The organism is Pseudomonas sp. GW822-FHT07A10 (assembly GCF_058798795.1).
Genome location: NZ_JBXAKV010000002.1, coordinates 592,236 through 607,122 on the forward strand (window position 1 = coordinate 592,236; position 14,887 = coordinate 607,122).

A 14,887-nucleotide genomic window follows, 5' to 3' on the forward strand; every position below is an offset into this window, starting at 1 on the left:
AAATGACTATGCAACGCTATTCGGGCTTCGGCCTCTTCAAACACTCCCTCAGCCACCATGAAAACTGGCAGCGCATGTGGCGTACGCCGACCCCGAAAAAGGTCTACGACGTAGTCATCGTCGGCGGTGGCGGGCATGGTCTGGCGACCGCCTACTACCTGGCCAAGGAGCACGGCATCACCAACGTGGCCGTGGTCGAGAAAGGCTGGCTGGGCGGCGGTAACACCGCGCGCAACACCACCATCGTGCGTTCCAACTACCTGTGGGACGAGTCGGCGCACCTGTACGAACACGCGATGAAATTGTGGGAAGGCCTGTCCCAGGACCTGAACTACAACGTGATGTTCTCCCAGCGTGGCGTCTACAACCTGTGCCACACCCTGCAGGACATTCGTGATTCCGAGCGTCGGGTCAGCGCCAACCGCCTCAACGGCGTGGACGGCGAACTGCTTGATGCCAAGCAAGTGGCAGACGAGATCCCGTACCTCGACTGCTCCAAGAACACCCGCTACCCGGTGATGGGCGCAACCGTTCAGCGTCGCGGCGGCGTGGCCCGTCACGATGCCGTGGCGTGGGGCTTTGCCCGTGCCGCCGACGCCTTGGGCGTGGACCTGATCCAGCAGACCGAAGTGATCGGTTTCCGTAAGGAAAACGGTGTGTGCATCGGTGTTGAAACCAACAAGGGCTTCATCGGCGCCAAGCGCGTCGGCGTGGTGACTGCCGGTAACTCCGGGCACATGGCCAAACTCGCCGGTTTCCGCCTGCCGATCGAATCGCACCCGCTGCAAGCGCTGGTGTCCGAGCCGATCAAGCCGATTATCGACAGCGTGATCATGTCCAACGCCGTACACGGTTACATCAGCCAGTCCGACAAGGGCGACCTGGTGATCGGCGCCGGTATCGACGGCTACAACGGCTACGGCCAGCGTGGTTCGTACCCGGTGATCGAGCACACCATCCAGGCCATCGTCGAGATGTTCCCGGTGCTGTCGCGCGTACGCATGAACCGTCAGTGGGGCGGCATCGTCGACACCACGCCGGATGCGTGCCCGATCATCTCGAAGACTCCGGTACCGAACATGTTCTTCAACTGCGGTTGGGGCACCGGTGGCTTCAAGGCTACACCTGGCTCGGGCAACGTGTTTGCCGCAAGCCTGGCCAAGGGTGAAATGCACCCATTGGCTGCACCTTTCTCCATCGACCGCTTCCATAGCGGTGCGTTGATCGACGAACACGGCGCTGCAGCAGTCGCCCACTAACAGGAGAAATCCCTATGTTACATATCTTCTGTCCTCACTGTGGCGAACTGCGCTCCGAAGAGGAATTCCATGCATCCGGCCAGGCGCACATCCCGCGTCCACTGGATCCGAACAGCTGCACCGACGAGGAGTGGGGCGACTACATGTTCTTCCGCGATAACCCTCGCGGTCTGCACCACGAACTGTGGGATCACGTCGCCGGTTGCCGTCAGTATTTCAACGTGACCCGTGACACCGTGACCTACGAGATTCTCGAAACCTACAAGATCGGCACCAAGCCGCAGTTCACTGACAAGACCGACAGCCCGAAAGCGGCCGCCACGGCTCTGGGAGAGAAGGTATGAGCCAGATCAATCGCCTGTCCAACGGCGGACGCATCGACCGCAACAAAGTGCTGAGCTTCACCTTCAACGGCCAGGTCTACAAAGGCTTTGAAGGCGACTCCCTGGCCGCAGCCTTGCTGGCCAACGGTGTCGACATCGTCGGCCGCAGCTTCAAGTACTCGCGCCCACGCGGCATCTTCGCCGCCGGTGCCGAAGAGCCGAACGCCGTGCTGCAGATCGGTGCGACCGAAGCCACGCAGATCCCGAACGTACGCGCCACGCAACAGGCGCTGTATCAAGGCCTGGTCGCCACCAGCACCAACGGCTGGCCAAGCGTGAACAACGACATGATGGGGATTCTCGGCAAGGTCGGCGGCAAGCTGATGCCACCGGGCTTCTACTACAAAACCTTCATGTACCCGCAATCGTTCTGGATGACTTACGAGAAGTACATTCGTAAGGCCGCCGGTCTTGGCCGTTCGCCGACCGAGAACGATCCGGACACCTACGACTACATGAACCAGCACTGCGACGTGCTGATCGTCGGCGCTGGCCCTGCGGGTCTGGCGGCTGCACTGGCGGCTGCCCGCAGCGGCGCCCGTGTGATCCTGGCCGATGAACAGGAAGAGTTCGGCGGTAGCCTGCTCGACTCCCGCGAAAGCCTCGATGGCAAGCCTGCCACCGAGTGGGTTGCCAGCGTCATCGCCGAGCTGAAAAACACCCCTGACGTGCTGCTGTTGCCGCGCGCCACGGTCAACGGTTACCACGACCATAACTTCCTGACTATTCACGAGCGCCTCACCGATCACCTCGGCGACCGCGCCCCGATCGGCCAGGTGCGTCAGCGTATCCACCGGGTTCGCGCCAAGCGCGTGGTGCTGGCGACCGGTGCTCACGAGCGTCCACTGGTTTATGGCAACAACGACGTGCCGGGCAACATGCTCGCCGGCGCTGTGTCGACTTATGTACGTCGCTATGGCGTGGCACCGGGCAAGAAACTGGTGCTGTCGACCAACAACGACCACGCCTACCGCGTTGCCCTGGACTGGCTCGACGCCAGCCTGCAAGTGGTGGCCATCGCCGACGCCCGCAGCAACCCTCGCGGTGCGCTGGTGGAAGAAGCGCGCGCCAAAGGCATTCGCATCCTGACCGGCAGCGCCGTGATCGAGGCCCGTGGCAGCAAGCACGTGACCGCTGCTCGCGTTGCCGCGATTGATGTAAAAGCACACACCGTGACCAGCCCGGGCGAATGGCTCGATTGCGACCTGGTCGCCAGTTCCGGCGGTTATAGCCCAGTGGTTCACCTGGCTTCGCACCTGGGTGGCAAGCCTATCTGGCGTGAAGACATCCTCGGTTTCGTACCGGGCGAAGCACCGCAGAAACGCGTATGCGTCGGTGGCATCAACGGCGTCTACAGCCTCGGCGATTCGTTGGCCGATGGTTTTGAAGGCGGTGCTCGCGCTGCCAGCGAAGCCGGTTTCGGCAAGGTCGAAGGCGTACTGCCCAAAGCCCTGAGCCGACTCGAAGAGCCGACGCTGGCGCTGTTCCAGGTGCCTCACGAAAAAGCCACTGCCCGTGCGCCGAAGCAATTCGTCGACCTGCAGAACGACGTCACCGCGGCCGCCATCGAACTGGCGACCCGTGAAGGCTTCGAGTCGGTCGAGCACGTCAAGCGCTACACCGCACTGGGCTTCGGCACCGATCAGGGCAAGCTCGGCAACGTCAACGGCCTGGCCATTGCCGCCCGTTCGCTGAACGTGACCATCCCGCAGATGGGCACCACCATGTTCCGTCCGAACTACACGCCGGTGACTTTCGGCGCCGTGGCCGGTCGTCACTGTGGGCACATCTTCGAGCCGGTTCGCTTCACCGCGCTGCATCACTGGCACGTGAAGAATGGCGCCGAGTTCGAAGACGTCGGTCAGTGGAAACGTCCTTGGTACTTCCCGAAAAACGGTGAAGACCTGCATGCCGCCGTAAAACGCGAATGCAAAGCCGTGCGCGACAGCGTCGGCCTGCTGGACGCTTCGACCCTGGGCAAGATCGACATCCAGGGCCCGGACTCCCGCGAGTTCCTCAACCGTATCTACACCAACGCCTGGACCAAGCTCGACGTGGGCAAGGCGCGCTACGGCCTGATGTGTAAAGAAGACGGCATGGTGTTCGACGACGGCGTGACTGCATGCCTGGCCGACAACCATTTCGTGATGACCACCACCACCGGCGGCGCTGCGCGCGTGCTGCAATGGCTGGAAATCTACCACCAGACCGAATGGCCAGACCTGAAGGTGTACTTCACTTCCGTGACGGATCACTGGGCAACCATGACCCTGTCCGGGCCGAACAGCCGCAAGCTGCTCAGCGAAGTCACCGACGCCGACCTGAGCAACGAAGCCTTCCCGTTCATGACCTGGAAAGAAGCCCTGGTCGGTGGCGTGCCGGCGCGGATTTTCCGGATTTCGTTTACCGGTGAGCTGTCGTACGAAGTCAACGTGCAGGCCGACTATGCGATGGGCGTGCTGGAAAAAATTGTTGATGCTGGCAAGAAGTACAACCTGACGCCATATGGCACTGAAACCATGCACGTACTGCGGGCCGAGAAGGGCTTCATCATCGTCGGTCAGGATACTGACAGCTCGATGACCCCGGACGACCTGAACATGGGCTGGTGTGTCGGTCGCACCAAACCGTTCTCGTGGATCGGCTGGCGTGGCATGAACCGCGAAGACTGTGTGCGTGATCAGCGCAAACAGCTGGTTGGCCTGAAGCCGATCGATCCGACCAAATGGCTGCCGGAAGGTGCGCAACTGGTGTTCAACACCAAGCAAGCGATTCCGATGACCATGGTGGGTCACGTGACTTCCAGTTACTTGCACAACTCCCTGGGCTATTCGTTTGCCATGGGCGTGGTGAAAGGCGGCTTGAAGCGCATGGGTGAGCGGGTGTTCGCACCGCTGGCCGACGGCAGCGTGATCGAGGCGGAAATCGTTTCTTCGGTGTTCTTCGATCCGAAAGGCGATCGCCAGAACGTGTAATCGATCACCCCCCGCGCCAGGCGCGGGGGGCGACAAAGAATTCAGGAACAGGTGCTTTATGACCGCAGCCAATGTTTACCAACAACGCCCAACCACCGGGGCCAAGGCCGAGTCGTCGCTGCATCATGCCGACCTCGCCAGCCTGGTGGGCAAGGGTCGCAAGAACGCCGGCGTGATCGTGCGTGAGAAAAAACTCCTCGGTCACCTGACCATCCGTGGCGATGGCCACGACGCCGCGTTCGCCGCTGGTGTGCACAAGGCCCTTGGCATCGAATTGCCAGGTGCGCTGACCGTGATCATCAAAGGCGAAACCAGCCTGCAATGGATGGGGCCGGATGAATGGCTGCTGATCGTGCCGACTGGTGAAGAATTCGCCGCCGAGAAAAAACTCCGTGAAGCGCTGGGCGACCTGCACATTCAGATCGTCAACGTCAGCGGTGGCCAGCAGATCCTCGAACTCAGCGGCCCGAACGTGCGTCAGGTGCTGATGAAGTCCACCAGCTACGACGTGCACCCCAACAACTTCCCGGTGGGCAAGGCTGTTGGCACGGTGTTCGCCAAGTCGCAACTGATGATCCGCCATACCGCCGAAGACACCTGGGAACTGCTGATTCGCCGCAGCTTCTCGGATTACTGGTGGTTGTGGTTGCAGGATGCGGCTGCTGAGTACGGGCTTAGCGTCCAAGCTTGAGATTGATCGTTCCCACCTGTGGCGAGGGGGTTTTTGTGGCGAGGGGGCTTGCCCCCGTTGGGCTGCGAAGCGGCCCCAAAGCCCATCAGTTAAACCGTATTGATTGGTTTTACGACTGCTTCGCAGCCGAACGGGGGCAAGCCCCCTCGCCACAGAGTTCTCTCTGATCACAGATGTAGCAGCAGGAGTCACCGCACTATGAGCCGCGCCCCAGACACATGGATTCTGACCGCCGACTGCCCAAGCGTCCTCGGCACCGTGGATGCGGTGACCCGCTTTCTGTTCGAGCAGGGCTGCTACGTCACCGAGCACCACTCCTTTGATGACCGGCTCTCAGGCCGTTTCTTCATCCGCGTGGAGTTTCGGCAACCCGACGCTTTCGACGAACAAGCCTTCCGCGCAGGTCTGGCGGAGCGTGGTGCCGCCTTCGGGATGGTCTTCGAGCTGACCCCACCGAACTACCGGCCAAAAGTGGTGATCATGGTCTCCAAGGCCGATCACTGCCTCAACGACTTGCTCTACCGCCAGCGCATCGGCCAGTTGTCGATGGACGTGGTCGCGGTGGTCTCCAACCACCCGGACCTCAAGCCGTTGGCCGACTGGCACCAGATTCCGTACTACCACTTTCCGCTGGACCCCAACGACAAACCATCGCAAGAGCGCCAGGTCTGGCAGGTGATCGAAGAGGCCGGCGCCGAGCTGGTGATCCTTGCCCGCTACATGCAGGTTCTGTCGCCAGAGCTGTGCCGCAAACTCGATGGCAAGGCGATCAACATTCACCACTCGCTGCTGCCGGGCTTCAAGGGCGCCAAGCCGTATCACCAAGCCTACAACAAAGGCGTGAAACTGGTCGGCGCCACGGCGCATTACATCAACAACGATCTGGATGAAGGTCCGATCATCGCCCAAGGCGTGGAAGCCGTTGATCACAGCCACTATCCCGAAGACTTGATCGCCAAGGGGCGGGATATCGAAGGGCTGACGTTGGCGCGGGCCGTGGGTTATCACATTGAAAGACGCGTGTTCCTTAACGCTAACAGGACAGTTGTTCTCTAGCGTTTTTACTGCCTGAAAAGATCGCCTGTCTCTGTAGACGCTGCCGAAGTCTGCGATCTTTTGATTTACCGAGCAATCAACGCGCCGCCGCTTCCTGGCGACGCGACCGCTACATAAAAACAACAGCGAGGTGAAAGCATGTCTGGTAATCGTGGTGTGGTGTATCTCGGCGCAGGCAAGGTCGAAGTACAGAAAATCGACTATCCCAAAATGCAGGACCCGCGTGGCAGGAAGATCGAACACGGTGTCATCCTGCGCGTAGTTTCCACCAACATCTGTGGTTCCGATCAGCACATGGTGCGCGGTCGCACCACCGCTCAGACCGGTCTGGTGCTGGGCCACGAGATCACCGGTGAAGTGATCGAGAAGGGCAGCGGTGTCGAGAACCTGCAGATCGGCGACTTGGTGTCGGTACCTTTCAACGTTGCCTGTGGCCGTTGCCGTTCGTGCAAAGAGCAACATACTGGCGTCTGCCTGAGCGTTAACCCGGCGCGTCCGGGCGGTGCCTATGGTTATGTCGACATGGGTGACTGGACCGGTGGCCAGGCCGAATACGCGTTTGTGCCGTATGCCGACTTCAACCTGCTGAAACTTCCAGATCGCGACCGGGCCATGGAAAAAATCCGTGACCTGACCTGTCTCTCCGACATCCTGCCTACCGGTTACCACGGCGCAGTGACTGCCGGCGTTGGCCCTGGCAGCACCGTGTACGTCGCCGGCGCCGGCCCGGTTGGCCTGGCAGCTGCCGCTTCCGCTCGCCTGCTGGGTGCTGCGGTGGTGATCATCGGTGACGTCAACCCGATCCGCCTGGCCCATGCCAAGGCTCAGGGTTTCGAAATCGCCGACCTGTCGACAGACACCCCACTGCACGAACAAATCGCTGCACTGTTGGGCGAACCAGAAGTGGACTGCGCCGTCGATGCCGTAGGCTTCGAAGCTCGCGGTCACGGCCATGCCGGCGTGAAGCACGAGGCTCCGGCCACCGTACTCAACTCGCTGATGGGCGTGGTTCGCGTCGCTGGCAAAATCGGTATTCCTGGCCTGTACGTCACCGAAGATCCGGGTGCAGTGGACGCTGCCGCGAAAATGGGCAGCCTGAGCATCCGCTTCGGCCTGGGCTGGGCCAAATCCCACAGCTTCCACACCGGCCAGACGCCAGTGATGAAGTACAACCGCCAACTGATGCAGGCGATCATGTGGGACCGCATCAAGATTGCCGACATCGTCGGCGTGGAAGTCATCAGCCTGGATGACGCGCCACGGGGTTACGGCGAGTTCGATGCGGGCGTGCCGAAGAAGTTTGTGATTGATCCGCACAAGTTGTTTAGTGCGGCGTAAGGCCTGGAGCAAGACGGAAAAAAGGGCGACAGTGATGTCGCCCTTTTTTATGGCGAGTGGCACGTAATTGCTCAGAGAAAATGAGCAATCACCAATGGACCTCGAACGGTAATCTGATTTGCTCCATGCCGTAGACGTCGCTTTCCAGTTGACCTCATTGTCCAGAACTCAGACGCAGCCGGTTCGGTCATACCGTTCATCGGTTGCGTCCCAGGAGGCACGTTTTATAGACGCCACCTGGGGAAAAATGCCCACGCAAACGAGGAACATGCTGGCGTACATCCGGTCCAATCGGCAGTTTTGTCGCTCCCGTTATCGAGCGGTTTTTCATGGCACAAGAGGATGTCTGGATGAACGTTTCACGCGGTTTTGCATTGGCATCGCTCATGGCTGTCGCTTCGTTGACGACGCTGGCCGCCAGCCCGGCCTTTGCACAGTTAAGCCTCAGCGATGCGGTCAAGGCGGTGTCATCGATGCAGGACGACGAGGATGTCGAGGGTGTCGAGGCCGATGATGTCGATGGCATCGTGGCGGCGGCGCCCAAGGCGGCCGGTTTGCTCAATACCCTGGGCTCGCAGCTCGATATCACCCCGGAACAGGCCATCGGTGGCGCCGGTGCGATGCTGGGGCTGGCGCGGAATCAGCTCAGCGGCCAGGACTTCTCCGAACTGAGCAAAAACGTGCCGGGCCTCGCTCAGATCGCCGGCAACAGCGCGATCAGTGGCCTGACTGGCTTGGGTGGGGTGCTCGGTGCCGGTTCGGACAAGAATGCGTTGCTCAATGGCTTGCTGGGTAACGTCAAGGACACCAAGGACCTGAACAACGCCTTCAGCGCTTTGGGCATGGACACCGGGATGGTCGGCGTGTTTGCCCCGGTGATCCTGCAATACCTCGGTCAGCAAGGCGTTGCCGGTTCGCTGTTGCAAAACCTCGGCGGGATCTGGGGTACCGGCGCCGGTAGCTGAGTCAGCCCTCATCGCGTAGTGCCTGGATGCGCCGATCCTTCTCAATCCAGAGCTGGTTGACCCAGTTCTGGATTGTTTCGCGAAACTCCGGATCGTTTTCGTAATCGCCTTGCCACAGTGCCGGGTCCAATTCGCGGGTGTGGATGTCGATGATCACCTTGGGCACGTTGCCACTGAGCAAATCCCAGAACCCCGGAATCTTCTGCTGCGGATACACCACCGTCACATCGAGAATGGCGTCCAGCTGTTCACCCATCGCCGCCAGCACAAACGCCACGCCGCCCGCCTTGGGCTTGAGCAGGTGGGTGAACGGTGACTGCTGCTGGGCGCTTTTCGCCGCGGTGTAGCGGGTGCCTTCCAGGTAGTTGACCACGGTCACCGGCTGGCGCTTGTACAACTCGCAAGCTTGTTTGGTGATCTCCAGGTCCTTGCCGGCCAGCTCCGGGTGCTTCTCCAGGAACGCCTTGCTGTAGCGCTTCATGAACGGATAGTCCAACGCCCACCACGCCAGGCCCAGGAACGGCACCCAGATCAGTTCTTTCTTGAGGAAGAACTTGAAGAACGGCGTGCGCCGGTTCAGTGCCTGGATCAGCGCCGGGATATCGACCCAGGACTGATGGTTACCGATCACCAGATACGAGGTGTCGCCGCGCAGCTCATCGCCGCCGCGAATGTCCCATTGGGTGGGAATGCACAGGCGAAAGATCAGCTTGTCGATCTCCGCCCAGGTTTCGGCAATCCACATCACCGCCCACGAGGCGTAATCGCGAAAGCGCCCGGGCAGGAGCAGTTTGAGCAGCGCGAACACCATCAAAGGCCCGAACAGGACCAGCGTGTTGAGCAATAGCAGCAGGGTAACGAAACAGCCGGTGAGCAGGCGGCGCATAGATAACTCTTGAAAGCGTGTGGGCGCGCCATGATAAGCAGCTTCGGTTGGCAGGCCAAATCGGTGGTGACGAATGTTTCACCTTGGCAACGGTATGCTCTCAGCGTATCGCTATTGCCATTGTGGCGAGGGCCACAAAAGTGGGACGTGGTCCAACTATCGTTGTTTTTTGCGGTCTAGAATTCGGCCATGCGTCCACATCCCTCAAGGAAGCCCTTACGTGAAATCTCTCCTTGCACTGCTTACCCTCGTGGCCCTGCCGGTCCTGGCCGCCGAGCCGACCCTGTACGGGCGTTACGAATACATCGCGCTGCCGGAAATCGGCGGTGAAGTCCTCAAGGCCAAAATGGACACCGGCGCCCTGACCGCGTCGCTGTCGGCCAAAGACATCGAAACCTTCACCCGCGACGGCGACGAGTGGGTGCGCTTTCGCCTCGCCACCAAAGGCGCGAGCAACAAGGTCTATGAACATAAGGTCGCGCGGATCAGCAAGATCAAGAACCGTGCCGATGAAGAAGATGAAGACAAGGTCGTGAGCGAAGTGACCAAGCGTCCGGTGGTCGATCTGGAACTGTGCCTGGGCAACGTCAAGCGCACCGTCGAGGTCAACCTCACCGACCGCAGCAGCTTTAACTACCCGTTGCTGATCGGCGCCAAAGCCCTGCGTGAGTTTGGCGCGGCAGTGAACCCGGCGCGTCGCTTTACAGCCGACAAACCCGACTGCTGATTGACGGCGAATCAGCCTTGGGGCAACGTTCGCCCACTTAACCAGCGGGCTCGGACGCCATGCCTCATATCCTGATTGTCGAAGACGAAGCGGCGATTGCCGACACCCTGATTTTCGCCTTGCAGGGCGAGGGCTTTACCACCACCTGGTTGAGCCTTGGCGCGGCGGCGCTCGAACATCAGCGCGCCACCCCGGCCGACCTGATCATTCTCGATATCGGCCTGCCGGATATCAGCGGCTTCGAGACCTGCAAGCAGTTGCGGCGTTTCAGTGATGTGCCGGTGATTTTCCTCAGTGCCCGTGACGCCGAGATCGACCGCGTGGTGGGCCTGGAAATCGGCGCCGACGACTACGTGGTCAAGCCGTTCAGCCCTCGGGAAGTGGCGGCGCGGGTCCGGGCGATTCTCAAGCGCATGGCGCCACGACCGGTGGCGGAGGTGGCGTCAGCGCTGTTTCGCATCGACGGCGAACGGGTGCAGATCAGCTATCGCAACCAGCCGCTGAGCCTGACTCGCCATGAGTTTCGTTTGCTGCAATGCCTGCTGGAACAACCGGAGCGAGTCTTCAGCCGCGAGCAATTGCTCGATGCGCTGGGGGTGGCCGCCGATGCCGGTTACGAGCGCAGCATCGACAGCCACATCAAGAGCGTGCGCGCCAAGTTGCGCCTGGTGAAGGCCGACGCCGAGCCGATCCAGACTCATCGCGGCCTCGGCTACAGCTACAGCCCGGGGCACAGCTGATGTCACTGGGGATCCGGATTTTTCTGGTTTACGTGCTGTTCATCGGCCTGACCGGCTACTTCGTGCTCAACACGGTGATGGAAGAAATCCGCCCCGGTGTGCGCCAGTCCACCGAAGAAACCCTGGTGGACACCGCCAACCTGATGGCCGAGATCCTGCGCGACGACTTCAAGGCCGGCACCCTCAGCCAGAACCGCTGGCCCGAGTTGCTCAAGGCTTATGGCGAGCGGCAACCGAAGGCGAAAATCTGGGGCCTGTCGAAGAATCAGGTCAACCACCGCATTTACGTCACCGATGCCAAGGGCATTGTGGTGCTGGACTCCAGCGGGATTGCGGTGGGCCAGGACTACTCGCGCTGGAACGACGTCTACCTGACCCTGCGTGGCGAGTACGGCGCGCGTTCGACGCGCAGCAACCCCGATGATTCGAACTCGTCGGTGATGCACGTCGGGGCACCGATTCGCGACAATGGCCAGATCATCGGCGTGGTGACCGTGGCCAAACCCAACAGCTCACTGCAGCCTTACGTCGATCGCACCGAACGGCGATTGCTGACGTATGGCGCCGGATTGATTGGCCTCGGTTTGTTGTTCGGTGCGCTGTTGTCCTGGTGGCTGAGCGCGGCGCTGCGGCGGTTGACGGCCTATGCCCAGGCCGTCAGTGAAGGCCGCCGGGTGGAGGTGCCGCATTACCGCGGCGGCGAGCTGGAGCAACTGGCCACGGCACTGGAGCACATGCGCACCCAGCTCGAAGGCAAAGCCTACGTCGAGCGTTATGTGCACACCCTGACCCATGAATTGAAAAGCCCGCTGGCGGCGATTCGTGGCGCGGCGGAGCTGCTGCAAGGCGAAATGCCGCCGGCCCAACAGCAGCGCTTCGTCAGTAACATCGACAGCGAAAGTGCGCGCATGCAACAGTTAATCGAGCGACTGTTGAACCTGGCGCAGGTTGAGCAACGCCAAGGGTTGGAGGAGCGGGTGGCGGTGCCGTTGGCGGGTTTGGTGGAAGAACTGTTGAACGCGCAGGCTGCACGAATCGAAGGCAAGCAATTGCGTGTGGAACGGCAAATTGCAGCGGATCTGAATCTGCTTGGCGAGCAGTTCCTATTGCGCCAGGCGCTGGGCAATCTGCTGGAGAATGCCTTGGACTTCACCCAGGCGCATGGCGTGCTGCGATTGTGTGCCGAGCGAGTCGGTGAGCAGATCGAGTTCAGGCTGTTCAACCAGGCCGAAGCGATTCCCGACTATGCGTTGCCACGCTTGAGCGAGCGCTTCTACTCACTGCCGCGTCCGGACAGTGGACGCAAGAGCACCGGTTTGGGGCTCAACTTCGTTGAGGAAGTGGTCAAGTTGCATGGTGGTGTGATGAGTATCGGCAACGTCGACGGCGGTGTTCAAGTGCGTTTGCGGTTGCCTTCAAGCCGCTGAAGATCGCAGCCTTCGGCAGCTCCTGCGCCGAGCGCAAATTCCACACACTCTCCACATTCTTCCCACAAAACCCCCACATACCCAATCCAGACTTTCCCCATCCAAACAGGGAGAGTCCCATGAACCGAAGCCTGACCCTAAAACTCGGGGCAATTGCCCTGCTGATTCTGTTGCTGCTGATCCCGCTACTGATGATCAACGGCGTGATCCAGGAGCGCCAGCAACTGCGTGACGGTGTGCTCGAAGACATCGCCCGCAGTTCCAGTTACAGCCAGCAATTGAGCGGCCCGCTGATGGTGGTGCCCTATCGCAAAACGGTGCGCACCTGGAAAACCAACGAAAAAACCAACCAGCGTTATCAGGATGTCGGCGAGGAGCGCGGGCGTTTGTATTTCTTGCCGGAGCGTTTCGAACTCGACGGCCAGGTCCAGACGGAGCTGCGCGCCCGGGGTATCTACGAGGCGCGACTGTTCCATGCCGATAACCGCATCAGCGGGCATTTTTCGGTTCCGGCACAACTGGGCATCAAGGAGGACTTCGCCGATTACCGCTTCGATCAACCGTTCCTCGCTGTCGGCATCAGCGACATTCGCGGCATCGAGAATGCGCTGAAACTCGAACTCAATGGCCAGAAGCTGGATTTTGTACCGGGTAGCCAGGTGGGCTGGCTGGGCGAGGGTGTGCATGTGACGTTGCCGGTACTGGACACCCAACAGGCCACGGAGCTGGCCTTCGGTTTCGACTTGCGTCTGCAAGGCACCGGCCAGTTACAAGTTCTGCCGGTGGGCAAGACCAGCAAGGTTTCACTGGCGGCCAATTGGCCTCACCCCAGCTTCATCGGCAATTACCTGCCGGCCCAGCGGGAAATCACCGATCAGGGCTTCACTGCCAACTGGCAGACCTCGTTTTTCTCCACCAACCTGCAAGAAGCGTTGAACAGTTGCGTGTCGGGCGGTCATTGCGAGGCGTTCAGCGGTCGTAGTTTCGGCGTGAGTTTCATCGACCCGGTGGACCAGTACCTGAAAAGCGACCGGGCAATCAAATACGCATTGCTGTTCATCGTCCTGACCTTCGCCGGTTTCTTCCTGTTCGAAGTGCTGAAAAGCCTGGCGGTGCACCCGGTGCAGTACGCCTTGGTGGGTGTAGCGCTGGCGTTCTTCTACCTGTTGCTGTTGTCGCTGTCCGAACACATCGGCTTTGCCCTGGCGTATCTGCTGTCGGCGAGTAGCTGTGTGGCGTTGATCGGTTTTTATGTCTGTCATGTGCTGCGCAGCGTGCGTCACGGTTTGAGCTTTTCGGCGGGGTTGGCGGCGTTATACGGGCTGCTTTACGGCTTGTTGAGTGCCGAGGATTACGCGCTGTTGATGGGCTCGCTGCTGTTGTTCGGGCTGCTGGGCGTGTTCATGGTGCTGACCCGCAAGCTGGACTGGTACCGGATCGGGCAGAAAGCCGCGAAGCCCTTGGACTTTGATATAGGTGCCGTGGAATGAGCCGGTGGTTGGGGTTGCGCGAGGATCAGCGTGTGGGTGAGGTGTTGGCGACGCGGATTGCCGGGTTGTTTCCGTTGGGTCCGGTGTGGCGCCAACGCGAGCAGGCTCGTTCCCACAACAGATCTCCAGTGGTTCGTTCGCGGGCAAGCCTCGCTCCTACGGATCACTTCAACCTGAGCGAGCGGTGCGGCGATCCGACTTGCCCGCGAATAGGCCGGTACAGCCAGCGAAGATTTAAGCCTTGGGCATCGTCGCGATCATCGAAGGCCGCTGACTCACTTCGAAATACCACTCGGCCAACTTTGGATTTTCCTTGCGCCATTCCAGATCCGGATGGCGCAAATCCAGATAACCCAAGGCGCAGGCCACACTGATCGCTGCCACATCGAAATGGCTGGTCAGCTCGGCAATCGCATCGGCCTCCAACAGCGCCAGGGCGCGACGAATCTTGTCGCGCTGACCGTCGAGCCATGCGTCCCAATGTTTCTCCGGTGAGCGCAGGGCCACTTCATAGCGAATCATCACGGCGGCATCCATGATCCCGTCTGCCAGAGAAGCCAAGGTCAAGCGCCGCCAGCGCGCCGAGCCTTCACGAGGAATCAGCGGATTGCCGACGTGCTGGTGATCGAGGTAATCGAGGATCACCCGGCTGTCGTACAACACATTGCCGTCGGCCAGGCGCAGCGCCGGAATCTTGCCCAGCGGGTTGTCTTTGTTGAGAGCCTGATCCGGGCTGACCGGCGTGAGCTGGCAGGCTTGCAGCGCCACGCGGTTCGTTTGACCGGTCTCGTGCAACAGCACCATGACTTTGCGAACAAAGGGCGAGGCGGGGTTGTGGAACAAGGTCATGCTGGGGGCGGACATGTCGGCATCTCGATCATGGGCAGAGTCGGGAGCATAGCGCTTTAGTGCCTGAGCTCAAGCTCGTTTCCACAGGTTTTGTACCGTTC

Annotated in this window: 13 protein-coding genes; 11 read left to right on the forward strand and 2 right to left on the reverse strand. The window is 60.6% G+C overall.

All coding sequences use genetic code 11. From position 1 onward, the window contains the following. The first annotated feature begins 8 nt into the window (after positions 1-8). The 7 genes from AC1RL4_RS06190 (at position 9) to AC1RL4_RS06220 (ending at position 8,667) form a co-directional block, all read left to right on the forward strand. Positions 9-1,259: a sarcosine oxidase subunit beta gene (locus AC1RL4_RS06190; RefSeq protein ID WP_007936415.1), complete on the forward strand. Its 1,251-nt coding sequence runs from the start codon at positions 9-11 to the stop codon at positions 1,257-1,259. 14 nt (positions 1,260-1,273) lie between these two features. After that, positions 1,274-1,603, forward strand: a complete 330-nt coding sequence (locus AC1RL4_RS06195) for a sarcosine oxidase subunit delta (RefSeq protein WP_007907563.1) — start codon at positions 1,274-1,276, stop codon at positions 1,601-1,603. Then, positions 1,600-4,617 carry a sarcosine oxidase subunit alpha gene (locus AC1RL4_RS06200; protein WP_018928797.1) on the forward strand — a complete coding sequence of 1,006 codons (3,018 nt, stop codon included), beginning with the start codon at positions 1,600-1,602 and terminating at the stop codon, positions 4,615-4,617. The genes AC1RL4_RS06195 and AC1RL4_RS06200 overlap by 4 nt, the downstream gene beginning before the upstream one ends. A 58-nt stretch (positions 4,618-4,675) precedes the next feature. Further along, positions 4,676-5,308: a sarcosine oxidase subunit gamma gene (locus AC1RL4_RS06205; protein ID WP_019580687.1), complete on the forward strand. Its 633-nt coding sequence runs from the start codon at positions 4,676-4,678 to the stop codon at positions 5,306-5,308. Positions 5,309-5,506: 198 nt separating this feature from the next. Beyond that, the gene (gene purU, locus AC1RL4_RS06210; RefSeq protein ID WP_018928799.1) at positions 5,507-6,364 is read left to right on the forward strand and encodes a formyltetrahydrofolate deformylase; all 858 of its coding nucleotides are present in this window, start codon (positions 5,507-5,509) and stop codon (positions 6,362-6,364) included. Positions 6,365-6,502: 138 nt separating this feature from the next. Beyond that, on the forward strand, positions 6,503-7,702 hold the full coding sequence (gene fdhA / locus AC1RL4_RS06215) for a formaldehyde dehydrogenase, glutathione-independent (protein WP_019580688.1): 1,200 nt from the start codon (positions 6,503-6,505) through the stop codon (positions 7,700-7,702). Between the two features lie 350 nt (positions 7,703-8,052). After that, a complete protein-coding gene (locus AC1RL4_RS06220; RefSeq protein WP_230175553.1) occupies positions 8,053-8,667 on the forward strand; it encodes a DUF2780 domain-containing protein in 615 nt (204 codons plus the stop codon). Position 8,668: 1 nt separating this feature from the next. Here the strand turns inward: AC1RL4_RS06220 and yihG are convergent, their stop codons facing one another. Beyond that, positions 8,669-9,553 carry a 1-acylglycerol-3-phosphate O-acyltransferase, YihG family gene (gene yihG, locus AC1RL4_RS06225; RefSeq protein WP_028939046.1) on the reverse strand — a complete coding sequence of 295 codons (885 nt, stop codon included), beginning with the start codon at positions 9,551-9,553 and terminating at the stop codon, positions 8,669-8,671. A gap of 220 nt (positions 9,554-9,773) precedes the next feature. Here yihG and rloA2 point away from each other — a divergent pair, with 220 nt between their 5' ends. The 4 genes from rloA2 (at position 9,774) to creD (ending at position 13,937) form a co-directional block, all read left to right on the forward strand. Continuing rightward, entirely contained in the window at positions 9,774-10,280 is a 507-nt protein-coding gene (gene rloA2, locus AC1RL4_RS06230) for a retropepsin-like aspartic peptidase RloA2 (RefSeq protein WP_019580694.1), read from the forward strand. Between the two features lie 59 nt (positions 10,281-10,339). Beyond that, on the forward strand, positions 10,340-11,020 hold the full coding sequence (creB, locus tag AC1RL4_RS06235; RefSeq protein ID WP_096479449.1) for a two-component system response regulator CreB: 681 nt from the start codon (positions 10,340-10,342) through the stop codon (positions 11,018-11,020). Continuing rightward, a complete protein-coding gene (creC, locus tag AC1RL4_RS06240; protein WP_230175554.1) occupies positions 11,020-12,447 on the forward strand; it encodes a two-component system sensor histidine kinase CreC in 1,428 nt (475 codons plus the stop codon). Before creB ends, creC begins: the two co-directional genes overlap by 1 nt. 119 nt (positions 12,448-12,566) lie before the next feature. After that, positions 12,567-13,937 carry a cell envelope integrity protein CreD gene (gene creD, locus AC1RL4_RS06245; protein WP_019580697.1) on the forward strand — a complete coding sequence of 457 codons (1,371 nt, stop codon included), beginning with the start codon at positions 12,567-12,569 and terminating at the stop codon, positions 13,935-13,937. Between the two features lie 234 nt (positions 13,938-14,171). Here the strand turns inward: creD and AC1RL4_RS06250 are convergent, their stop codons facing one another. Further along, on the reverse strand, positions 14,172-14,801 hold the full coding sequence (locus tag AC1RL4_RS06250; RefSeq protein ID WP_018928807.1) for a glutathione S-transferase: 630 nt from the start codon (positions 14,799-14,801) through the stop codon (positions 14,172-14,174). Positions 14,802-14,887 lie beyond the last annotated feature (86 nt).